Raw genomic sequence first — 22831 nt, 5'->3', positions numbered from 1 at the left:
GTGGGGGAGAAACGAAAGACAGCCATATACCTGCGGATTTCTACAGAAGATGCACAGCCTGAATCAACATGTCCGGGAGAGGGAGAAAGCCTGAGCATCAGCCACCAGAGGACGTACCTTCAGGAATACATCAGGAAAGATAATAGACTGGCGGGCAGTGAAGTCCTGGAATTTTGTGATGACGGGTTCACCGGCACCAATATGGAGCGTCCGGGGATGCGGAAAATGCTGGAAGCGGTCAGGCAGAATCGGATTGGATGTATCCTTGTAAAAGATCTTTCCCGCTTTTCCAGAAATTATATTGAGGCAGGAACCTATCTGAACCAGGTGTTTCCTTTTATGGGAGTGGATTTTATTGCCATAAATGACAACTATGACAGCAGAGAACAGAAGGGCATGCCGCTTGCTTTCGATACAGCATTCCAAACGCTGGTCTATGATTTGTACAGCAAGGATATCTCTGTGAAAACAAAGTCATCCGTTGAAAGCAAATATGCTGCCGGAGAATATGTGTCCAGGCTGCTTCCTTTAGGGTATGAGAAAGACAAGGAAGTAAAAAACGCAGTGGTTATCAATGAAAGGGAGGCAGAGATTGTCCGTTATGTCTTCTCCATGGCCGCTGACGGGATGACTGCCCGGCAGATTGCAAAAAGACTTTTTGAGGAACGAGTGCCCACTGCAACACAGCTGCGCGATCCCCGCAGGGTTAACCTGAAAGAGAATCATACATGGAGCGGGGCCGCAGTCCGGAATATACTGAATAACCGTTTTTACTTAGGGGAGATGGCTTATGGAAAGACTGTCCGTAAAGCTGTAGGGAGCAAAAGCGGAAATGCGGTTCCCAAAAGTAACTGGAAAGTAATCAAGGATCACCATGAGCCGCTGGTGACACCGGAAATTTTTGCCCGTGCCGCACAGACGGCACCGGGAAATTCTACAAAACGGAAAAGGGAGAAGCATCCGCTGACCGGGAAGATTTATTGCGGCGGGTGCGGATATTCCTTAAACTATAAACATACCAACGGAAAAGTCCCATGCCATTTTTGGTGCAGGAAACATTCCATCCTACAGATACCGGATTGCTGTACTTATTTCAATGCTTCTATCCTGGAGGAAACGGTGCTTTTTCTTTTGGGCAAGGAAATGATGCGGAGAGGAGACCGGATCAGGCAACGGGGAATGCTGGAGCAGTTCCGGAAGGAAGTCCTGGAGGAGCTTGCGAGAAAGAAAAAAGAGTATAGGATACAGTCTCATGCGATACAGAAAGAAAAGGATGCCCTCTATGAGGATTACGCTGCGGGCCGTATGGATGCAAAGGAGTATCGGGAAAGGGCTGACGGATTGGCCAGGCAGGCGGAAGAACTGTCAGGAAAGTACCAGGAAGCGGAGACTGAATACGACTGGATTAAGGAAGAGATGAACAGGGATAAGCAGGATATGAAACAGATTATCCGCTGTTCCCGCCTGGAAGCATTGACACAGGAGGTGGCGGATGCTTTTATCAGGAAGGTAATTCTTTATAAGAATAAGCGGGTGCAAATTGAATGGAATTTTACTGAGTGAAAGAGGTGGCATTCATTTTTCATCGATTTGGCATTTATTTAACATGAACCCTTTGGAAACGCAAAGGTTTCGAAGAATTTCGACAAAAAGAGTGGATAAATATTCATAACATCAATTTGACATTAGAGGGGATAGAGTCCCTTGTATACAATCATTACGGAGAGGCGGGAAGGCTGGCGGAAAATATCAATGCCAGGCTGGAGCAGGTGGGATATGAGAACCAGGGCGTGAATGAACGGCCGGATCTGGTGGTGCTGAACCAGACGCAGATGCCGTCTGTGCTGGTGGAGGTGGGCTTCATCAATACGGATGCGGACAACCGCCTGCTGGACGAGAGGTTCCGGGAGACGGCCCGGGCAATCGCGGAGGGAATCCTGGCTACTGTATGGAGCGCGGCGTGAAAGGAATTCGAGCGTCTTTAGCGGAAATACCGGGTTTTGCGGAATCGGTTCAAGCTGCTGAGGGCAGGCGGGGAGCGTGAATATGGGAAAAGAAAGGCGCGGGCGGCTTCGGGGCGCTGTCTTATGCGCGCTGCTGCTTGGAAGCCTTGCGGGCTGTGCCGGGCCACAGGCGGAGCGGCAGAGGGACGGCGGCGCGGCGTATCCGTCAGGCTCGCTTGATCTGGCGGGCAGTTCCTCCATGGAGAAGCTGACAGACGCATTGGCGGAGGGCTTCATGGAACAGTATCCGGATGTCGCCGTGACAGTGCAGTTCACAGGCTCCAGCGCGGGAATCGAAGCCGTGGTAAATGGGAGCGCGGACATCGGAAATATCTCCAGAAATCTGTCGGAGGAAGAAACGGACAGGGGAGCCAGGGCGTATGTGGTGGCGCTGGACGGTATTGCCGTATGCGTGGATTCTGCCAATCCCGTGACGGAAATCACGGAACGGCAGCTAAGGGACATTTTCACAGGGAAAATCAGAAACTGGGCGGAGCTGGGAGGCGGCGATGTGCCCATCGTCCCGATTGGCCGAGAGGCCGGTTCCGGCACCAGAGAGACTTTCGAGGGGCTGCTGGGGATAAGCGGCCGGTGTACATATGGCAACGAAATGGACAGCACAGGAGCTGTCATGGCAAGGATTACGTCCACGCCCGGAGCAATCGGCTATGTATCATTTGACGCGGTAAGCATCGAGGCAGAAAAAGATAAACGGAATAACGTCCATACGCTTTCGCTGGATGGGGTTGAGCCGACCATTGAAAATGTGAAAGAAGGAAATTACTTGTTGAGCCGCCCGTTCCTTATGGTGACGCATGGAGAACTGTCCGCACAGAGCGAGCTGGTGCGGCTATGGTTTTGCTATGTCTACAGCGAAGAAGGACGGAGCATAGCGGAAAAAGCCGGTCTCGCCGTTCCGGATGGGAGTTTTGAACTGAAACCGGCTGGAATCGGGTATGATGACTCAAAATGAAACCGCATCCCACAGACTTGCCGCGGTTGAGCCAAGAGAAAGGGGACGCATATCCTGTGGCATAGGATAAGGGAGATGATTCGATGGAAAGAGACATATCTGAAATAAAACGTCGGAAGCGAAGAGCAGCGCAGGAAGCAGCGGCGCAGACTCTGTGCACAGTCTGCGCCGCCTTTGCGCTCCTGGCGGTATCAGCCATCACGGTCTATATGCTGAAAAGCGGCATACCGGCAATCAGGCGGGTCGGACTTGCGGAAATCCTGCTGGGCACCCAGTGGAGCCCTGTCGCCGCCAAGCCCCGGTTCGGAATCCTGTATGTGATATTGACATCCGTTGTGGGCACCCTGCTGGCGTCTCTCATAGGTATCCCGCTGGGTGTGCTGACGGCGGTTTTCCTGGCGGAAACGCCGGGGAAACGGACGACAGGGCTGGTAGGGGGCACTGTGGAGCTGCTGGCGGGGATTCCCTCCGTCATCTATGGGCTGCTGGGCGTCTATCTGCTGAATCCCTGGATGTACAGGCTGGAACGGCGCATATTTGCAGGCTCCAGTACCCACCGGTTTACGGGAGGGGCGAACCTGCTCTCCGCCGCCATCGTGCTGGCAGTGATGATGCTGCCCACGGTAATCAGCATCAGCGAGGCCTCCATCCGGGCGGTGAAGCCCTCTGTCAGAGAGGCCTCTCTGGCGTTGGGGGCATCCCGGGCACAGACCTGCTTTCTGGCTGTGCTGCCTGCCGCCGGTCCCGGCATTGCCACAGCGGTGGTGCTGGGCATAGGCAGGGCTGTGGGAGAGGCTATGGCGATTACTTTGGTCTCCGGGGGAAGCGTCAATATGCCATTCCCTTTCAGCTCTGTCAGGTTCCTGACTACGGCCGTGGTGGGGGAGATGGGATATGCCCACGGCCTTCACAGGCAGGTGCTGTTTACTATAGGCCTTGTGCTGTTCGCTTTCATCATGATGCTGAATCTGTGGCTGACGCGGATTTTAAGGGGCGGCCGGACGGACGTTGGGCAGGGGTGGACCGGGATATCGTTCGGTGAAAAGAGAGTGAAAAGCAAAGGAGTTCATGGAGGAAGAAAATGACGCAGAAGACACTTTATCAGAAAAGGAGAAAACCGGCGGAATTGTTCCTGTGGGCGGCAGTCTATGGTGCGGCCTATTTTTCGGTATTTCTGCTGCTAGGGATCATCGGGTACATATTTTTCAGGGGGTTCAGGGTCTTGAGTCTCCGCTTTCTTACCTCTGTCACCAGCCTGTGGAGAGGGACGGTGGGCATTGCGGGCAGCCTTTTGAATACGCTGTATGTCATCGTGCTCTCCCTTGTGGTGGCAGTGCCTGTGGGAACAGGGGCGGCAATCTACCTGAGCGAATACGCTAAACCGGGCAGATTGATACGGTTTATCGAATTCGCCACGGAGATTCTGGCGGGGATTCCCTCTGTGATATTCGGACTCTTTGGCATGGTGTTCTTCGGGAATGTGCTGGGGATGGGATATTCGCTGCTGAACGGCTCCCTGACGCTGGCCCTGATGGTGCTGCCCCTCATTGTGCGCAACACCCAGCGGGCGCTGGATACGGTGCCGGAGGGCTATCGATGTGGGGCTCTGGGGCTGGGTGCTCCGAAATGGCATCTGATCCGCACCATCCTGCTGCCCACGGCCATGCCCGGAATCCTGACAGGAATCATCCTGGCAGTGGGGCGCATTGTAGGGGAATCGGCGGCCCTGCTTTTTACGGCGGGCAGCGCCAGGCTTCTGCCCGGATTCGGGGGAAGTCTGGGCAGAGATCTGTCCTTATTATATGAAAAAATTTTTCAGCCCGGCGGGACTCTGGCAGTGGAACTGTATCTGCAGATGCAGAATGGGGAATATGAGACGGCTTTCGGCATCGGCTGCGTCCTGGTTCTGATGGCGCTGCTGATGAACTTTCTGGTGAAGCTGGTATGCGCCGGCAGGACGGATGACTGCCAAAGGGATTAGATGGGGGTTTGGAGAGATGGACCACAGCAAGATATCGGTAAGGGGCCTGAACCTTTATTACGGCGGGAATCAGGCGCTGAAGAGCGTGGATATGGAAATCAGGGAGAAAAAGGTCACGGCTCTGATAGGGCCAAGCGGCTGCGGAAAATCCACTTTCCTGAAATGCCTCAACAGGATGAACGACCTGGCGGAGCATGTGCGCATTGAGGGGAAAGTGCTTCTGGACGGAGAGGATATCTATGACGAGAGGGTGGATGTCACCTGCCTGCGCAGGCGGGTGGGCATGGTGTTCCAGCAGCCCAATCCCTTTCCCATGAGCATCTGCGATAATGTGGCCTACGGTCCCAGGCTCCAGGGCGTGAAGGATAAAGGGCAGCTGGAAGCAAAAGTGGAGCATGCCCTGCGGGGAGCCGCTATTTTCGATGAAGTGAAGGACAGGCTGAAAAAACCCGCCCTGGGGCTGTCAGGCGGGCAGCAGCAGCGGCTGTGCATCGCAAGGGCTCTGGCTGTGGAACCGGAGGTGCTGCTGTTAGACGAGCCGACCTCGGCCCTGGATCCGGTTTCTGCCGGAAAAATAGAAGAATTGATAAAAAAGCTGCGGGAGAACTATACGCTGGTCATCGTCACCCACAATATGCAGCAGGCTGCCAGGGTGTCGGATTACACGGCTTTCTTCCTTGCGGGAGAGGTGGTGGAATTCGGCAGCACTGACAGCCTGTTCAGGTGGCCGAAAGACAGGCGCACGAAAATGTATGTTATGGGACGTTTCGGATGACTCAGTCTTCGGATTCCTCCTTGTCCTCCTGGCTGTCTTCCTCGTTCTCCGATTTTTCGGGGAGAGTCATCAGCACCTTGACGATGCGGTTCTGCTCGATGCCCTGGACTTTCAGGCGGATGCCGTTTTCCAGGGTGACTTCTTCGCCGTCCTCGGGCAGTCTGTCCAGGCTCTCGATGATGATGCCGCCGATGGAGTCATAGTCCTCGCTGTCCAGCTCTGTATCCAGCTCATCGTTGATGTCGTCCAGCTTCATGCTGCCCTCCACCAGATAAGTGCGCTCCGCCAGCTCCTGGATGTATTCCTCCTCGTCCTCGTCGTACTCGTCCCGAATCTCACCGACGATTTCCTCCAGCAGATCCTCCAGCGTAATCATGCCTACCGTGGCGCCGTATTCGTTCAGCACGAAAGTGACGCTGGTGGTCTTCTCCCGCAGTTCATAGAGCAGATCCGCCACTTTTTTATATTCGTATGTAAAATGGGCGTCCCTGAGAATCGACCTGACATGGAAATGCTCCTCGTCTTCCGTAAGGATGAAGTCCTTGATATTGATCAGACCGATGATATTGTCCTTGTCCTCCTGATATACGGGAAACCGTGTATACATTGACTCCCGGAAAGTAGCCAGCACTTCCTCGAAAGTGGCGTCCACGTCCACGGTCACCATATTGATTCTGGGCACCATGATGTCCTTGGCCAGCGCGTCGGAGAAATCGAACACATTGTAGATCATTTCCTTTTCCTCGGATTCAATGACGCCGCTCTCATGGCTCACGTCCACGTAGGTGCGCAGCTCCGCCTCGGTCATGGTAGTGATTTTCTTGCTGGGATCGATGTGCAGCAGGCGCAGGATGCCGTTGGACATTTTGTCTACCACGAAGATGACAGGCGTCATGACCTGCATCAGACTGTAGATGATGCCGCAGTAGGCAAGGACGATTTTTTCAGAGGAGAGCATGGCCCATGTCTTGGGAACGATTTCGCCTACCAGCAGAATCACCAGAGTCAGGACGCCGGTTGCTGCAGCCACCGGGATGCCGAACTGTAAGGCGATAGTCGTGGTCAGGGCAGAAGTGGACAGATTCACGATGTTGTTGCCAATCAGAACGGTGCTCAACATCTTACTGTAGCTTTCCAGTATCTTGTTCACCTTTGCCGCGCGTCTGCTGCCCTCGTCTTCAAGGGTGCGCATGCGCACGCGGTTCACCGTGCTGAAAGCCGTCTCTGCCGAGGAGAAGAAGCCTGACAGGATAATCAGAAAGAGAAGAACGATAAGTTGTATGCCTTCTGGAACGTCCAAAAAAAGTCACTCCTTTGTCGTACTGACAGGCGGTCTTGGATGCCGTCTGCCGCGATAATGGTCAATGGTAATCAAAAATAATATACAGAATAGAGGGCTGTTTGTCAAGTTATCGGACACGGATGCATATGATTTTATAAAAAGTTTATAGACTAAAGGCCGATAACAGGCAAAGCCTTAGTCGGACAGGAGGAACTATGGAACATACGAATCGGAATCAGGGGACGGAGGAGATACCGGTAGCGTTTCTGCTGAAAAGTCTGCTCTTTTCGTACATACTTACGGGGGTGCTGCTGGCGCTTTTAGCCTTTGCGCTGTACAAGTTCGGGCTCGGGGAGAGGACGGTTTCCGCCGCCATCATCGTGATTTACGTGGTGGCCACATTGTTCAGCGGGTTCGCCGCGGGAAAGCGGATGAAGAGCAGGCGGTTTTTGTGGGGGCTTTTGATGGGGGGCGCGTATTTCCTGATACTGGCGGTGATGTCCCTTGTGGCGGGCAAGGGAGATATGCAGGTGGGGAGCTCATTTTTTACCACACTGGCGCTGTGCGCGGGCGGCGGGATGCTGGGCGGGATGCTGAGCTGAAGATATGGGCGCTGCATCAGGCAGGAAGGGCATCCCCGGGTGTTTCCGCAAAGCCCCCTGCCTCCGGGCCGGCTTTCTTTGCCGGAGCGGCCGTATGGCCGGGCATGGTTTCCCCATTACTATCCATGGTCCTGCCGCAGATAGTGAGTTGGCGCACGCACTTCTTCGGCTGTATCGCGGAGGAAGATTCCGCAAAGACAGGCTTGAAGAAAGGCGGACGGGCAGCTATAATTTATTCAGGGGCGTGAAACCGGCACAAAAGCCCTGCCTGGATTTCGGTACAGGGTGATGCCGGGTGCGCGGGACCTGGAGATTCGGCCGGAGAAACCAGATAAGACAGAAACGGAGGAGAAGGTATGAAAGTATTGTTCATTGGAGGAACGGGGACAATCAGCGGCGCGATTACCAGGAAGGTGGCAGCGCGGGGGGACGAGCTGTATCTGCTGAACCGGGGGAATAGGAGTGAGGGGATGCCGGATAATGTAAGGCAGATCCGGTGCGACATCGGGGACGAGAAAGCGGCCGCAGCAGCCCTGAAGGGACTTCGGTTTGACGTGGTGTGCGATTTCATCGGATTCGTACCGGAGCAGGTGGAGAGGGATTATCGCCTGTTTGCGGGCAGGACCAGGCAGTACATGTATATCAGTTCCGCGTCGGCATACCATAAACCGTTGAAAGATTATCGGATAAACGAGGGAACGTCCCTGGCAAATCCTTACTGGGAATACTCCAGGAACAAGATTGCCTGCGAGGAATATCTGATGAAGATGTACCGGGAGAAAGGCTTCCCGGTGACCATTGTCCGGCCAAGCCATACCTACAGCGAGCGGTCAGTGCCCGTGGGGGTGCATGGCGACAATGGAAGCTTCCAGGTGCTGAAGCGGATGCTGGAGGGAAAGCCGGTCATCATTCCCGGCGACGGCACATCCCTTTGGACCATTACTTATAATGAAGATTTCGCGGACGGATTTCTGGGCCTTATGGGGAATCCCCACGCTATCGGGGAGGCTTTCCAGATTACGAATGACGAGTCCCTGACCTGGAACCAGATTTATGGAATCGTGGCGGACTGTCTGGGCGTGGAACTGAAAGCGTATCATGTGGCCTCGGAATTTCTGGCGGCGGTGGGGCCTTATGACTTTACAGGGAGCCTGATCGGGGACAAGGCGAATACAGTGGTCTTCGACAACCGCAAGCTGAAAGCGGCTGTCCCGGGCTTTTGTCCTGCCATCCGCGCCGAGGAGGGCCTGCGCAGGACGGTGGAGTATGTGATGGCCCATGAGGAGTGCCGGAAAGAGGATAAGGCGTTCGATGCCTGGTGCGACAGGGTGATTGCTGCTTTAGAACAGGCGAAGGAGGCGGTCAGGTAAGAAACCGTCATGGCGGAGGGGAAATGGGACGGGATCCTCAATCCGGAGGGGTATCCGCCGCCGCGGGCCGCCATGATGCCCGTCTGTACGCCGCCCCTCGCCATATCGGGAACGCCGCGGATGCGGGTAGATGTGTGGAATGAAGCGGGGGAGCTGGTTTTCGGTCAGGTTCAGGAGAAGTGGATTGAAATCGGGAATACCGGCGGAGGGAAACTGGAGGTTCAGGTACAGGTGCCGGAATGGCTGGAGATTGCCGGTGCGGATCTGGCCGGGAGTGGGGAGCCTGCGGCATTTGCGCCCCATTGCCTGAAAGCGGAGGCGGGGACGGAGCTGCGGGTCTGCTTAAGGCCTTGCGGTCCCGGTATGGAGCGGCAGGGAGAGATTCTGGTGGAAAGCGTGGGAGAGGGCAGGACTGTGTGTATCCCGGTTCGGATTGTTCCGGTTTCAGAGCAGGCTGTCCGGAGTCCGAGCCTGGCTCTTCCTGTCAGCGGATTCGATGGAAGGGACAGGGCGGATGGATGCGGGAAGACGCAGGATGTGGGCGGTTCCGCGGATATCTGTCCGGCTGTGCCGTCGGAGGAGGACGGACTGATCGCGATAGAGGCGGACAGCGCCCTGGGCCTTGGGGAGAATGAGGCGTTCCGGGTGATAAGAAGACTGGGAAGAAGCCGGGGCAATTTGGTGGAAGTCTGCAGCCGGGAAAGGGCGGATTTGGCCGGGGCTGGAAAGCCATTGGCGTATTTCTTCGATATTTCCCGGGCGGGCAGCTGTCTGCTGGAACTCCATCGCTTTCCTTCCCTGAACTCCACAGGGCGGATTCGTATCGGGGTATCTCTGGACGGAGGGCCGGTGCAGGTTATGGAGTCCTTTTCCAACGATGAGTGGAAAGGGAATTGGAAGAAGAATGTGCTGAATAATGTAGACCGCCTTTATCTGGAACTGGAGTTGGCAAAGGGAGGGCGGCATCGGCTGGAGCTGCATGCCATGGATGCCTATTTCGCATTTTCAAGGCTGGTAATCTATACAGAACCTCGTAAAGAGAACAATCTTGCCGGTTTGTTGTCCGGAAACTGTCAGAGGCTTCCGGAAGAATGGGATACGGAAAGCTGGTGCAGAGATTTTTACGGTGACATCTGGCTGAAGCCCAGAGCGCTGGAGTATGTGGCCACGGAGATGGGAGATACTATTGTAAAAGTCGGCAGGAATGTTCAGGCGGAAGTATATGGAGACTGTATTGAGCCGGTCTGGTATCTGGAGCAGGGCAACAGGATATTTGAAGAACATGAGGGCGCGGTTCGGATTGACGCGGCTGCGGCGCTGGCCGGGAGCCGATTTGCCTGGGTCACCTCTGACTTATGGCGCCACTGCGCCGGGGAATCCTTTGGAAGGAGCGGACTGTGTCTTTATGTGAGGCGGCCGGAGCTGAAATGGGAAGATTCTGCGGAGGCGCCGGCGATGCATTATCGGTTTTGCTGCGAGGGCGGCAGCTACAGATTGTGGATGCTGACCAAGTTCAATTATATAGAGGAGTCGGCATACCGTATAGGTTTAGATGGAAATATGATTCCAAGGAAGGAGCTGTATAATCGCGGAAGCATGTTCCGCTACGAGGCGGAACAGATTTACCAGTGGGTGCCAGTGGTACGGCTTGTGGTTGGAGCAGGAGAGCATGTCCTTGACGTGTACAGTATGGCTTCGGGGATGCGGTATGACCGGTTTTACCTCACCAGGGGAGAAGAGCTGCCGCCTATGGATGGGGGGTGGCTGTATTGCGGCAGGGATAATTTTTTAGATGTACATGGCGGGGGATTTCTGGTAAAATAGTTAGGAGAGAGCAATTTGCGATGCCCTATAGCGATTGATCAAGGGAGGAAGACAAAATGAGAATACAACCGGACAATCCCCTGCTGGTCTACAGCGGCAGAATCGACTGGAGCCACAGCCATGCCCCTGTGTTCATCTTTCCCTGCACCAGCGTGTCGGTCAGGTTTACGGGCCAGGTGCTGAAGGTGCATGTGGAGAACCGCCATGCCTACTGGGACAATTTCCTGGGATATCTTCTGGACGGAGAGCAGTCCGTCCTGCGGCTTCCGGAGGATGGGACGACGGAATGCGAAATTCCGATAAAAGACGGCGGAGAGCATGAGCTCCTGCTGTTCAAGCGCCAGGACGCCTGTCATGAGATGGTCTTTCTGGGGCTGGAGATCGGGGAGGGGGAACGGCTGCTGCCCGCCAGGGAGAACCCGAAGCGGAGGATGGAGGTGTACGGAGACTCAGTGTCCGCCGGGGAGGTGTCGGAGGCGGTGGAGTACGTGGGAAAGCCGGATCCGGTCCACAATTGGGAATATTCCAACAGCTGGTATTCCTGCGCCTGGATGACGGCCAGGAAGCTGGATGCCCAGATACACGACATCGCCCAGGGCGGGATCGCCCTGCTGGACGGGAGGATTACGAAATATACGTTCAGAAGGAACGGCGCAGGCACCCCGGGGCATCTGCGGATACCGGAGGCAGAGGAGATGGCAGGGGAGCTTGCGGCCTATATCCGGACGCTTCGGATTCCGGGCTGGGAGGAGGAAGACTTATGAGGATAGACAACCCCATGCGGGGGGAGCGGATCCTTGTCCGCAATTATGAGAAGTCCGACCTGGAGTTTCTGACGGGCATGTGGTTCCATGAAGAAAACGGGAAATATATGAGCGATCCTACCGCGGAGTATGTGGACCAGGCTTATCAGAAAGCGCTGGACACCCTCGGGGAGAGCCAGCTGGGATATTATCTTGTCATCGAGCTTGCGGACACAGGGGAACCCGTGGGATCCTTCTGCATGTTTCCCGATGAAAGGGAAAAAGTGTATGATATCGGCTACTGCATCCACAGGAAGCACTGGAAAAGCGGCTATGGCAGCGAAGCCCTTGGGCTGGCGATGGAGTGGATCAGGGCCAGGGGCGGAGAGAAGGTGACGGCAGAGGTGGCGGTGGGGAACCTTGCGTCCAATGCCCTGCTGCGGAAATTCGGGTTTGCTGTGGAGAGGCGGGCGGAATTTGGCAAGTATCATATGGACGTGCGCTTTGACAGCTATATCTATGCTAAAGTGCTGTGAGATGTGCCGGAGGGCATTCTTCCGGCTGCGCCAATTGTTGCTGACAGCAGAAATGCTTTTCTGCTGTATGTGCCGCCGAAAGCGGCATTTCCAACGCAGGGGGTGTCAGGTTTGCATACACACTGTAGTCTTGCCCCCGGACAGACGGGGCTCTGCGGCGCCAGGAAAAATGAGGGCGGGGAAATCGTCTGTGAGAATAAGGATACGGCGTGGAGCAGGACAGCGCCCAGGCCGCGGTATGGTACGCGAAGGCGGCAGCCCAGGGGCATATGCAGGCACAGCTCAACCCGGGCATCGCCTACATCACAGGCAACGGCGTGGCGCAGGACGACCGGAAGGCTGCCCTGTGGTTCGCCAAGGCAGCCGTGCAGGGCTCCGTTACCGCCCAGTACAACCTGGGATTATGCTACGAAACCGGAAGGGGCGTGGAGCCGGATGTGTATGCGGCCACGGAATGGTATGAAAAGGCCGCCGAACAGGGGGACGCGGAAGTCCAGGCCGCGCTGGAGCGGCTGGAGGAATACTGGGAGGACGAACCGTGAACCGGGGAAGGCTCCCGGGCAGCATAGTCGTTTTCCCCGGACAGGGCGCCTGCGGCGGCAGGAGGTGAGGAGATCCGTACAGGAGAGACCGGCATCCAGATCTGCATCCCCAAGCCAGGCATTCCGGGGCTGTCAGCAGGGACAGCACGCCGGAATGCCCGGTGTTCTCCGCAGAGCGGCAATGCCTGCAAACAGGGCGATGACTTTTGACACCAAGATGTGTATGTTTTTCATATTGTTGTTTGCTGTCATTTTGGGCAAGGTTATCAAGCATATTAAAATTTTTAAGAATGCTGATCAGAATTTCTTTTGAAACGGTATCTGCACCATAAAACTCTATCCCTGTGTCCGTGTCAACAATAATATCCGGTATGAGCGATTCCTTTTCTATATGTTTTATAAGACTTGAAAAATCAAACTGATTTAGCGGAAAATCTTTATGCCATCTAAAAGTAAGCAGCAGTTTGCGGAGGAGTGCCACTTTTTTTGAAAAAACCCTTTTACAAATAGATATTTTATGATATACTACAAAAAGTTTCAAGAAAATGTAAGGAGGCTTTTTTGAGATGAAGCATATCAAGACTTTGACCACAAGGAACCTGAAAGAATCCATGAAGAAAGGCGGCTGCGGTGAGTGCCAGACCTCCTGCCAGTCTGCATGTAAGACTTCCTGCACAGTGGGAAATCAGAGCTGTGAGAAGGTAAAATAGTGTTGCTATTTACGGCTGTGACGCAGAAGGAGTCGTGAATTGTAACTACAATAGTTACATAAGCGTGCGTTTTCATTCAGGGCAAGCAGCGGATTCTTTCGCTGCTTGAACTTTGTTGCTATATTTAGGCACAGGGAAAGGGATATTTCAGTGATACACCAATATAAAAGCAATGGATACAATATCGTCATGGATGTCAACAGCGGTTCCATCCATGTGGTGGACGATGTGGTCTACGACATCATTCCGCTGGTGGAATCCCTTGTGGAACAGGGCGTGAGGGATGCGGATGCCGTCAGAAACTCTCTTTTAGAAGGGGAAAACCTGCCCTATCCTGTGGGGGAGATTTCGGAGGCTGTGGATGAGGTTCTGGAGCTTGTGGGGGACGAGACGCTGTTTGCAAAGGATATCTACGAGAACTATGTCTTTGACTTTAAGAAGCGTCATACAGTGGTGAAAGCGCTGTGCCTCCATATCGCTCACGACTGCAACCTGGCCTGTAAGTATTGTTTCGCGGAAGAAGGAGAGTACCATGGCAGGCGAGCGCTGATGAGCCTGGAGGCAGGGAAGAAAGCGCTGGATTTTTTGGTAGCTAATTCCGGGAACCGGGTGAATCTGGAGGTGGATTTCTTCGGCGGGGAGCCGCTGATGAACTGGCAGGTGGTGCATGATTTGGTAGAGTACGGCCGGAGCCTGGAAGAGCCGAACAACAAGAAATTCCGCTTTACTCTGACTACCAACGGTGTGCTTTTGAATGACGAGATTCTGGAATTCGCCAACCGCGAGATGGCAAATATCGTTTTAAGCATCGATGGCCGTAAAGAAATTAACGATAAAATGCGTCCTTTTCGAGGCGGACAGGGCAGTTATGATCTGATTGTGCCGAAGTTCCAGAAGGTGGCCGAGAGCAGAGGGCAGGAAAGGTACTATGTGCGTGGCACTTTTACCCGAAATAATCTGGACTTTTCCAGGGATGTGCTGCATCTGGCGGATTTGGGCTTTCAGCAGATTTCCGTGGAGCCCGTGGTGGCGGGGCCGGAGGACGATTACGCTATCCGGGAGGAAGACCTGCCGGCGCTGAAGGAGGAATATGACAGGCTGGCGGCGGAAATGATAAAGCGCAGGAAAGAGGGAAAGGCTTTCAATTTTTTTCACTTTATGATAGATTTAGAGGGAGGGCCCTGTGTGGCTAAGCGGCTCTCCGGCTGCGGCTCGGGGACGGAATATCTGGCCGTGACGCCCTGGGGTGATTTGTATCCCTGCCACCAGTTCGTAGGGAATGAAAAATTCCTCATGGGCAATGTGGAGGAAGGAGTTCTGCGGAGTGATATCCGGGATGAATTCAAGAGCTGCAATGTCTATGCCAAGGAGAAGTGCAGGAAGTGCTTTGCCAAATTCTACTGCAGCGGCGGCTGCGCAGCAAATTCCTATAATTTCCATGGCAATATCAACGATGCTTACGATGTGGGCTGTGAGCTGGAGCGCAAGCGCGTGGAATGCGCGATTATGCTGAAAGTCGCGGAGGCGGAGCTATAAACTGGCAGGCATCCGCCAGATGCTCTTGAAACGCGCGGACACAGGCGGGCGTGTGCGCTATGCCGAGCCGAGAGCCCTGGTACCTGACGGATACTTGCAGAACCATAAATTAAAGAAAGGATAAAAGAACATGAAAAAGAACAAGGCGATTGTAGTATTGCTTTGTGTCCTGCTGGCTTTGATAGGCGTCACCTATGTGGACGTCTTCGGCGTGAATCCGGAGGGTGAGGGGAGCATGTCTGACATCAACTTAGGCCTGGACCTGGCCGGCGGCGTCAGCATCACCTATCAGGTGGTGGGGGACGAAGATCCCAGCGCCACGGACATGAGCGATACCATAGCGAAGCTGCAGAAGCGCGTGGAGAACTACAGCACGGAGGCCATTGTCTATCAGGAGGGCACTGACAGGATCAATATCGAGATTCCCGGCGTCAGCGATGCCAATGCCATCCTGCAGGAGCTGGGCAGGCCCGGTACGCTGTATTTCATCGCCCAGACGGACGACCAGGGCAATCAGAACTACAGCCAGCAGACAGTACAGAACCCGGACGGCACCTACGGCGTGGGGTATGTGCTGAACAAGACCATCGACGAGCTGCTGGAGGACGGTTCCATCCAGGTGCAGGGCACGGATGTGAAGGAAGCCAGCGCGGGCAGCCTCCAGACCAACATGGGCTCTGAGTTCGCGGTGAGCCTGACCATGACGGACGAGGGCGCGAAGAAATTCGCGGAAGTCACACAGAGGGCCTTTGACAAGAATGAGTCCCTGGCGATTTATTATGACGGAAACATCATCAGCGCTCCCGGGGTGAACGCGGTCATCACCGACGGCAGCGCCCAGATTTCCCCCATGGAGTCTTATGAAAGGGCGGAGAACCTGGCATCCACCATCCGCATCGGCGGCCTGAAGCTGGAGCTGGAGGAGCTGCACTCCAAGGTGGTGGGCGCCCAGCTGGGCGTGGAGGCCATCGACACCAGCCTGAAGGCAGGGGCCATCGGCCTGGCGCTGGTCATCATCTTCATGATAGTGGTGTATCTGATTCCTGGCCTGGCATCGGGAATCGCGCTGCTGTGCTATGTGGCGCTGGTGATTCTGCTGCTGAACGGCTTTGACATGACATTGACATTGTCGGGCGTGGCGGGCATCATCCTGTCCATCGGTATGGCGGTGGACGCAAATGTGATTATCTTTGCACGTATCCGCGAAGAACTGGCATCGGGCAAGACTGTGCGCAATGCGATAAAAATCGGTTTCGACAAGGCGCTTTCCGCCATCATCGACGGCAACATCACCACGCTGATCGCCGCGGGCGTACTGCTCCTGCTGGGACCCGGCACGGTGAAGGGCTTTGCACAGACTCTGGCGCTGGGCATCGTGCTCTCCATGTTCACGGCTTTGGTGGTGACCAGATATCTGCTGTACGCGTTCTATGCCCTGGGACTTAAGAGCGAGAAGCTCTACGGCGTGGGCAGGGAGCGCAAGGCATTGTCCATTGTTTCCAGGAAAGGCATCTTCTTCGGTGTCTCCCTGGCGGTGATCGCGGCCGGATTCATCGTCATGGGTGTGCACAAGGCATCCTCCGGGGACGCGCTGAACTACAGCCTGGAATTCAAGGGCGGTACGGCTACCACGGTGGCGTTCCCTGAGGCTATGACGCTGGAGAAGGCCAATGCCGAGGTGGCGCCTTTTATTGAAGAGATCGCGGGAGGCGCGGTTCAGATCCAGACGGTTCAGGACTCCAATGAGGTCATCTTCAAGACTTCCACCCTGAACGTGGAGCAGAGGGAAGAGCTGAACCAGATGTTCGTGGACAAGTTCGGCGTGGAGGAAAATATGATCACCTCCGAGACCATCAGCTCCGTCATCAGCAGTGAGATGAAGTCGGACACCGTAATCGCGGTGGTGGTGGCCATCATATTCATGCTGCTCTACATCCGCATCCGGTTCAAGGATCTCCGGTTCGGCTTAAGCAGCATCATCGCGCTGCTGCACGACGTGCTGGTGGTGCTGGCGTTCTACGCGGTGGCCAGGGTCTCCGTGAGCAATACCTTCGTGGCCTGTATGCTGACCATTGTGGGCTATTCCATCAACGCCACCATCGTCATCTTCGACCGTATCCGTGAGAATATGGCGACCATGAGCCACAAGGACGACCTGAAGGACATCGTGGACAAGAGCGTCACGCAGACCATGTCCAGGAGCATCTTCACCTCCCTGACCACATTCATCATGGTGGCGGTGCTGTATGTGCTGGGCGTCACCAGCATCCGGGACTTCGCGCTGCCTTTGATGGTGGGCATCGTCTGCGGCGCATACTCCTCCATCTGCCTGGCGGGAAGCCTGTGGTATGTGTTCCGGCAGAAATTCCTTCCGAAGAAGGAAAAATAACGTAAGAGAAACGTATCGTTTGGAAAGGGGCTGTTGCTGCAGCCTCTTTTCCTCATATAAAAGCCTGTCCTGCAGGGCAGGGGAAAAGGGTAAAAGGACCAAGGAGGATGCGATGGCGGCGGAAAGAGGAAAAAGGCTGAGCCTGTACACAAAGGATTATGTGGTATTCGATTTGGAGACCACGGGGCTGAGCCCTGAGGCGGATGAGATGATTGAAATCTCCGGCATACGGGTGCGGGAGGGAAAAGCGGCGGAGGAGTTCTCCACGCTGGTGAATCCCGGCAGGCCCATTCCCTATGCGGCCTCCAGGGTCAATGGCATCACGGACAGGATGGTGCGGGAGGCCCCGGATTTGCGGGACGCGCTGGGCAGGTTCCTTGCCTTCATAGGAGAAGACGTGCTTGTAGGACACAATATACATACCTTCGACATGCTCTTCCTCTATAACGGCGCTGCCAGGGCGCTGAAGCGGACGGTGCCAAACGATTATGTGGATACGCTGTATCTGGCCAAAAGCTGTCTGCCCGGGCTGTACCGATACAGGCTGACGGATCTGGCAGCCCATTTCGGGATTGATACCCAGGGGGCGCACAGAGCCCTGAAGGACTGTGACATGAACCGGCAGTGCTACGAATGCATGGGCAGGATACTGGGGAGCAGGGCGCAGAGCATGGGGGGAAATGCTTCGGGGAGCAGGGCCAGCGCAACGGAGGAAAGCTGCCCGAACTGCGGCGGGGCCCTGGTGAAGCGCAAGGGGAAATTCGGCGCGTTCTGGGGCTGCAGCTCCTTTCCGCGGTGCAGGTATACCAGGAACGCGTGAAGTCCGGTATGAAATCTGGCAGGAAGGGGGTTCACGTTTCGATTTGAGCCGCCAGGGCGGCATGGAGGATTTTTGTGAAATCAGGCCACAGGGACGAAGGATGGATAACGGGAAGGATATATTTCAACAGAGAGGATAAAAGGCTGATTGTCAAGAGACGGAATCATGAGTGCAGCTGGACTGTGAATCTGGGAAATAAGTGGGCATGGGCGCTGTATATCATTGTTTTCATGATTGTGGTTATAATATGCATCGTGCTCTGATTCCCCTCCCGGCTGCGGAAAAGGCAGGGAAGTATTGATTTGGGGTCGATGCGGTTCTGCAGGGCAGTGCCGGAGGCGGCATATGGGGCATGGGGGGAAGCCGGGCCGGAAGGGATATGGGGATGCCGGAGCGCCGAATCCGGGACAGGAATGAGGATGTTTTGCGGGAGAGGTGTAAGATGGGGACATTGCTGAACTATCTGGAAAAATATGGGAAATACACTTTTCGGGAAATGCCCATGACGGATGTGGACAGCCTGGCGCTGTGCCAGCTTGCGTATCTGAAGTTTGACGGGATGGTGCCTGGGGCAGAGGATGGCATGCCCGGCGTACCGGGGGCGGGAGGCGGATTACATGCCGGAGCGGGGGCATCTGAAATGGGGGCATCTGGAGCATCTGGAGCGGAGGCGTTCGAAGTGAAGGTATCTGGAGCGGAGGTGTCCAAAGTGAGGACATCTGGAGTGGAGGCGTGTAAAGCGGAGACATCTGGAGCGGAGACATCTGGAGTGGAGGCATCCAAAGCGGGGGCATCCGAAGCGATGGGGGCGGAAAGGGAAACGGCAGATAAGGCCGAAGCGGAAGTCTCGAAGGGATTTCTGGTGGAGCCGTCTGAGAGGCCGGGTGTCACGCTGGAGAGCCTGAAGGAGCATCCGGATTTTGAGAAGCTCTTTGCGGACGTGCGCTATGAGAAGCCAAACCGCGCCCTCTACGAGAGGATGGTTCAGGGGAAGCGCTTCCGGAACCTGGAACTGAATTACTACGTAAATGTAATAGAGGAGCGGTGGGAGACCCAGTTCTCGGCGGTGACTTTTACCCTGGGGGACGGGAGCCGCTATGTGGCCTACCGGGGTACGGACGAGACTATCGTAGGGTGGAAGGAGGACTTCAACATGGCGTTCCTCACGCCGGTGCCCGGACAGGCCATAAGCGTGGAGTATCTGAACAGGGTGGCCGGGAGATTCGGCGGCCCGCTCTATGTGGGAGGCCACTCCAAGGGCGGGAACCTGGCGGTGTACAGCGCCATGAACTGCAAGCCGGATATACAGGATCGTATCCTGAAAATCTACAGCATGGACGGGCCGGGCTTTCGGCCGGAGGTGCTGCGGGAGTGCGATTATGGGAAGATAGCGGACAGGGTGGTGAAGATTCTGCCCAATTCCTCCCTGGTGGGGATGATATTCGAGTCCGGCATGTATTTCCAGGTGGTGAAGAGCAAGACCTTCGGGCTGCTCCAGCACGACCCCTATACCTGGCTGGTGACGGGGAACCATCTGGTGCGGGCAGACCGTCTGTATGAGCGCAGACAGCAGATGGACAACAACCTGAACCAGTGGATTCTGTCCCTGAACGAACAGCAGCTGCGCACCTTCGTGGACACGCTGTATCAGGTGATTACTGCTTCGCAGGCGGACAATCTGATCGATTTCACGGCGGAGTGGAAGAAGAGCATGAACGGGGTGATCGCCGCGCTGAAAGAGGTGGATGAAGAGACCGTGAAGGCGCTGAAGGAGATCGTGGGGTCGCTGTTCGAGATCGCCAGGGAGAATCGGAAGAAGCAGGTGGCGGCAAAGGCGGAGGCGGCCCTTGAGGCCCTGGGGGCGAAAGGGAAGGACGGGAGGCCAAAGGCGGATTCGTGAGAGCGGGGGCAGACAGCCGCGGGAACGGCAGGGCAGCCTTGAAATCAAGGACAGATAACAATATATCGAAAGAAAAAACACGGAAGGACGATTTTTATGGATAAGACAAATACCAGCGGGGAAGGGCTGCAGTTCATTTTCACGGAAAAAGATTTCTATCCGGACGCCCCGTCCCTTCAGGAGGAGAGCGGCGGGGATGCATGGAGGAGCCGGTTCGAGGCGGACAGATACTATGCCCTGTACCAGATGGGATTCGAGGAGAGGAGCGAAAATCCTACGGCCTCCGGAAGCTTCCTGTACCTGGTATCCGACACCTTCCTGAGATGCCTGACCAGGCTGCCGGAGCTGGAACTGGCCCGGGAAAAGGTGGAGGTGAAGGCTCTGGAAGAGGATGTGGAGGCGCTCCTGCGGGCGGTGCCCTTCGCCATCGGGGCGGAGCATGTGGACGGGAAGTGGATCGCCGCGGTCTTCCGCAGGCTGCTGAAGATCTTCAGGGAGGAGATACGGGGCTATCAGGGGACGGTGGAGATGTACCTGACGGAGAAGAGCCAGCATCTCCATGTGCCCGAGCGGATTTTCTTCCACCTGGTGGAGAACAGGGGGGAAGAATACCCCTTTGCCTTCCTGGCCACCTATGCCACCAGAGACGCGGCGGGCAAGGTGCGCCATGTGCCGCTGAAATATGCCCTGACAGAGTATAAGGATGAACGGGACAAGCTCCTGAAGCTCCTGTCCTGCCTGAACCGCGCCGCGGAGGTATCGGAGCTGATCGCGGGCTTCATGGAGAGCGGCGAGATGTTCCACCCTCTGCGGCTGACGGCACAGGAGGCCTACGATTTCCTGAAACGGATCGAGGACATCGAACAGGCGGGGATCCTGTGCCGGATACCCAACTGGTGGAAAAGGAAGGCGGCGGGCGTCACCCTGGAGGCCAGCTTGGGGGACGAGAAGCCCTCCATGCTGGGCTTTGACACGCTGATCGGCGTGCGTCCCAAGCTGGTGGTGGACGGGGAGGAGCTCACCGAGGAGGAGGTGCGAAGGCTCCTGGAGCAGACTGAAGGGTTAGCGCTGCTGAAAGGGAAATGGGTGGAGGTAGACCATGAGAAGCTGCGGGAGCTGCTTGCGAGGCTGGAGGGAATGCCGGGAGAGATGACCTTGCTGGATGCCATGCAGCTGGAGCTGGGGCAGGGGAAGGGACAGAAGGACGTGGGGGCAGCGGTGTCCAACGGACAGTGGCTGGCGGAATTCCTGACGCACATGCGCAAGCCCGAGACCATCCGGAAAGCCCCGGTGCCGAAGACATTCCAGGCTACCCTGCGGCCTTACCAGAAGAACGGCTATACCTGGCTGAACTACATGGACGGGCTGGGCTTCGGAGCCTGCCTGGCGGACGACATGGGGCTGGGGAAGACGGTCCAGGTGCTGGCCTATCTGGAGAGGCTGCGCACCCAGAACCCGACGGCCAGAGCCCTTCTGGTGCTGCCGGCTTCCCTTCTGGGCAACTGGCAGCGGGAGGCGGAGAGATTTGCGCCCGGACTGGATTTCATGCTGCTCCACGGACGCAGCGCCGGGGTATTGGAAGAGGAGCTGGCGGAAAGCCGGGCGTTCCTGACCATCACCACATACGGCATGGCGGCGCGTGTCAGGGGCCTGCAGGAGATTAAATGGGACTGCGTCATCCTGGACGAGGCGCAGGCCATCAAGAACCCCGGCACCAAGCAGACCCGGGAGATCAAGAAGCTGAGCGCCCGGATGCGCATCGTGATGACGGGCACGCCCATCGAGAACGAGCTTATGAACCTGTGGTCGCTGTTCGATTTCCTGAACAAGGGGCTCCTGGGCACCGCAAAAGAATTCCATGAATACTGCAAGGGCTTAAACGAGCATCCGGAGGGCTACATGAGATTGAAGACAATGGTGTCGCCCTTCATGCTCCGGCGGGTGAAGACGGACAAAAAAATCATCTCGGATCTGCCGGAGAAGCTGGAGAGCGTGGACTATGTGGCACTGAGCAGGAAGCAGGTCGTCCTCTACCGGAAAGCGGTGGCGGACATGGAGCAGATGATCGATAAGGTGGAGGGCATCCAGCGCAGCGGCATCATCCTCACCACCATCATGAAGCTGAAGCAGATCTGCAACCATCCGGATCAATTCCTGGGGCAGTCCGCCTATGCCATGGAGGAGAGCGGGAAGCTCCTGATGCTGAAGGATATCTGCGAGACCATATACGAGAAACGGGAAAGAGTGATCGTGTTCACGCAATTCAAGGAAATCACGGAATACCTGGCGGCGTTCCTGGAGCAGGTCTTCGGGAGGAAAGGACATGTGCTCCATGGCGGCACGCCGGTGGCGAAGCGGGGGAAGATCGTGGAGGATTTCCAGGGGGAGAAATATGTGCCCTTTATGGTGGTGTCCGTGAAGGCGGGTGGAACCGGCCTGAACCTGACCAAAGCCAACCATGTGATTCATTTCGACCGCTGGTGGAACCCCGCCGTGGAGAACCAGGCCACAGACCGGGCCTTCCGGATCGGCCAGAAAAAGGACGTGGTGGTGCATAAGCTGGTTTGCCAGGGAACCATCGAGGAGAAGATCGACGCCATGATCGAATCCAAGAAGGAACTGGCGGAGAACGTGATCGGCTCCGGCGGGGAGAAGTGGATCACGGAGCTGGGCAATGAGGAGCTGATGGCCATGCTGAAGCTGAGCGTGTAAAGAAATCCGAAACTGCACACGGAAGAAGAGCCGGATTTCATGGGATTGGCCGGTGCTTTCCGAATGGCGCCGATTAGACAGACGGCATGGCGAAAAGACGTGAGCGGCGTGACGCATTTTGATGCTGCTGGGG

General features: G+C 55.9%; 20 protein-coding genes and 1 pseudogene. 20 read left to right on the top strand and 1 reads right to left on the bottom strand.

What is annotated here, in order from left to right:
• The 6 genes from NFS35_RS14385 (at nt 1) to pstB (ending at nt 5732) form a co-directional block, all read left to right on the top strand.
• Nucleotides 1-1563, top strand: a complete 1563-nt coding sequence (locus tag NFS35_RS14385; protein WP_251207815.1) for a recombinase family protein — start codon at nt 1-3, stop codon at nt 1561-1563.
• A gap of 95 nt (nt 1564-1658) precedes the next feature.
• Nucleotides 1659-1964, top strand: a complete 306-nt coding sequence (locus NFS35_RS14380) for an N-acetylmuramoyl-L-alanine amidase (protein ID WP_330640231.1) — start codon at nt 1659-1661, stop codon at nt 1962-1964.
• Nucleotides 1965-2046: 82 nt separating this feature from the next.
• The gene (locus tag NFS35_RS14375; protein WP_251207813.1) at nt 2047-2976 is read left to right on the top strand and encodes a phosphate ABC transporter substrate-binding protein; all 930 of its coding nucleotides are present in this window, start codon (nt 2047-2049) and stop codon (nt 2974-2976) included.
• Nucleotides 2977-3059: 83 nt separating this feature from the next.
• Nucleotides 3060-4061, top strand: a complete 1002-nt coding sequence (pstC, locus tag NFS35_RS14370; protein ID WP_251207812.1) for a phosphate ABC transporter permease subunit PstC — start codon at nt 3060-3062, stop codon at nt 4059-4061.
• Nucleotides 4058-4957, top strand: a complete 900-nt coding sequence (gene pstA / locus NFS35_RS14365; RefSeq protein ID WP_251207811.1) for a phosphate ABC transporter permease PstA — start codon at nt 4058-4060, stop codon at nt 4955-4957. The genes pstC and pstA overlap by 4 nt, the downstream gene beginning before the upstream one ends.
• Before the next feature lie 16 nt (nt 4958-4973).
• Nucleotides 4974-5732, top strand: coding sequence for a phosphate ABC transporter ATP-binding protein PstB (gene pstB, locus NFS35_RS14360; RefSeq protein ID WP_251207810.1), 759 nt, complete (start codon nt 4974-4976; stop codon nt 5730-5732).
• 1 nt (nt 5733) lies between these two features.
• On the opposite strand, the gene NFS35_RS14355 is transcribed toward pstB, so the two are convergent.
• Nucleotides 5734-7032: an HlyC/CorC family transporter gene (locus NFS35_RS14355; RefSeq protein WP_251207809.1), complete on the bottom strand. Its 1299-nt coding sequence runs from the start codon at nt 7030-7032 to the stop codon at nt 5734-5736.
• A 197-nt stretch (nt 7033-7229) separates the two neighbouring features.
• Here NFS35_RS14355 and NFS35_RS14350 point away from each other — a divergent pair, with 197 nt between their 5' ends.
• The 14 genes and pseudogenes from NFS35_RS14350 (at nt 7230) to NFS35_RS14290 (ending at nt 22698) form a co-directional block, all read left to right on the top strand.
• Nucleotides 7230-7616 carry a TIGR04086 family membrane protein gene (locus NFS35_RS14350; protein ID WP_251207808.1) on the top strand — a complete coding sequence of 129 codons (387 nt, stop codon included), beginning with the start codon at nt 7230-7232 and terminating at the stop codon, nt 7614-7616.
• 356 nt (nt 7617-7972) lie between these two features.
• The gene (locus NFS35_RS14345; RefSeq protein ID WP_251207807.1) at nt 7973-8986 is read left to right on the top strand and encodes an SDR family oxidoreductase; all 1014 of its coding nucleotides are present in this window, start codon (nt 7973-7975) and stop codon (nt 8984-8986) included.
• Nucleotides 8987-8995: 9 nt separating this feature from the next.
• Nucleotides 8996-10810 carry a hypothetical protein gene (locus NFS35_RS14340; protein WP_251207806.1) on the top strand — a complete coding sequence of 605 codons (1815 nt, stop codon included), beginning with the start codon at nt 8996-8998 and terminating at the stop codon, nt 10808-10810.
• A 56-nt stretch (nt 10811-10866) separates the two neighbouring features.
• Nucleotides 10867-11574: an SGNH/GDSL hydrolase family protein gene (locus tag NFS35_RS14335; protein WP_251207805.1), complete on the top strand. Its 708-nt coding sequence runs from the start codon at nt 10867-10869 to the stop codon at nt 11572-11574.
• The gene (locus NFS35_RS14330) at nt 11571-12089 is read left to right on the top strand and encodes a GNAT family N-acetyltransferase (protein ID WP_251207804.1); all 519 of its coding nucleotides are present in this window, start codon (nt 11571-11573) and stop codon (nt 12087-12089) included. The genes NFS35_RS14335 and NFS35_RS14330 overlap by 4 nt, the downstream gene beginning before the upstream one ends.
• A 206-nt stretch (nt 12090-12295) precedes the next feature.
• A pseudogene (locus NFS35_RS29915) lies at nt 12296-12352 on the top strand (hypothetical protein); the annotation flags it as partial.
• Nucleotides 12353-12358: 6 nt separating this feature from the next.
• On the top strand, nt 12359-12631 hold the full coding sequence (locus tag NFS35_RS14325) for a tetratricopeptide repeat protein (RefSeq protein ID WP_304710885.1): 273 nt from the start codon (nt 12359-12361) through the stop codon (nt 12629-12631).
• A 566-nt stretch (nt 12632-13197) separates the two neighbouring features.
• Complete coding sequence (gene scfA / locus NFS35_RS14320) at nt 13198-13341, top strand: six-cysteine ranthipeptide SCIFF (RefSeq protein ID WP_251207802.1); 144 nt, start codon at nt 13198-13200, stop codon at nt 13339-13341.
• A gap of 150 nt (nt 13342-13491) precedes the next feature.
• Nucleotides 13492-14877: a thioether cross-link-forming SCIFF peptide maturase gene (scfB, locus tag NFS35_RS14315; protein WP_251207801.1), complete on the top strand. Its 1386-nt coding sequence runs from the start codon at nt 13492-13494 to the stop codon at nt 14875-14877.
• Nucleotides 14878-15007: 130 nt separating this feature from the next.
• Complete coding sequence (secD, locus tag NFS35_RS14310) at nt 15008-17266, top strand: protein translocase subunit SecD (protein WP_251207800.1); 2259 nt, start codon at nt 15008-15010, stop codon at nt 17264-17266.
• Between the two features lie 112 nt (nt 17267-17378).
• The gene (locus tag NFS35_RS14305) at nt 17379-18086 is read left to right on the top strand and encodes a 3'-5' exonuclease (RefSeq protein WP_251207799.1); all 708 of its coding nucleotides are present in this window, start codon (nt 17379-17381) and stop codon (nt 18084-18086) included.
• Between the two features lie 74 nt (nt 18087-18160).
• Nucleotides 18161-18349: a hypothetical protein gene (locus NFS35_RS14300; protein ID WP_251207798.1), complete on the top strand. Its 189-nt coding sequence runs from the start codon at nt 18161-18163 to the stop codon at nt 18347-18349.
• A gap of 89 nt (nt 18350-18438) precedes the next feature.
• A complete protein-coding gene (locus NFS35_RS14295) occupies nt 18439-19986 on the top strand; it encodes a DUF2974 domain-containing protein (protein WP_251207797.1) in 1548 nt (515 codons plus the stop codon).
• A 96-nt stretch (nt 19987-20082) separates the two neighbouring features.
• The gene (locus NFS35_RS14290; protein ID WP_251207796.1) at nt 20083-22698 is read left to right on the top strand and encodes a DEAD/DEAH box helicase; all 2616 of its coding nucleotides are present in this window, start codon (nt 20083-20085) and stop codon (nt 22696-22698) included.
• Nucleotides 22699-22831: the final 133 nt, after the last annotated feature.

This window comes from Acetatifactor aquisgranensis, from assembly GCF_943193215.1.
Taxonomy (GTDB): domain Bacteria; phylum Bacillota; class Clostridia; order Lachnospirales; family Lachnospiraceae; genus Acetatifactor; species Acetatifactor aquisgranensis.
The sequence above is the reverse complement of the archived record's forward strand: the minus strand, read 5'-3'. Positions and strand labels throughout refer to the sequence as shown.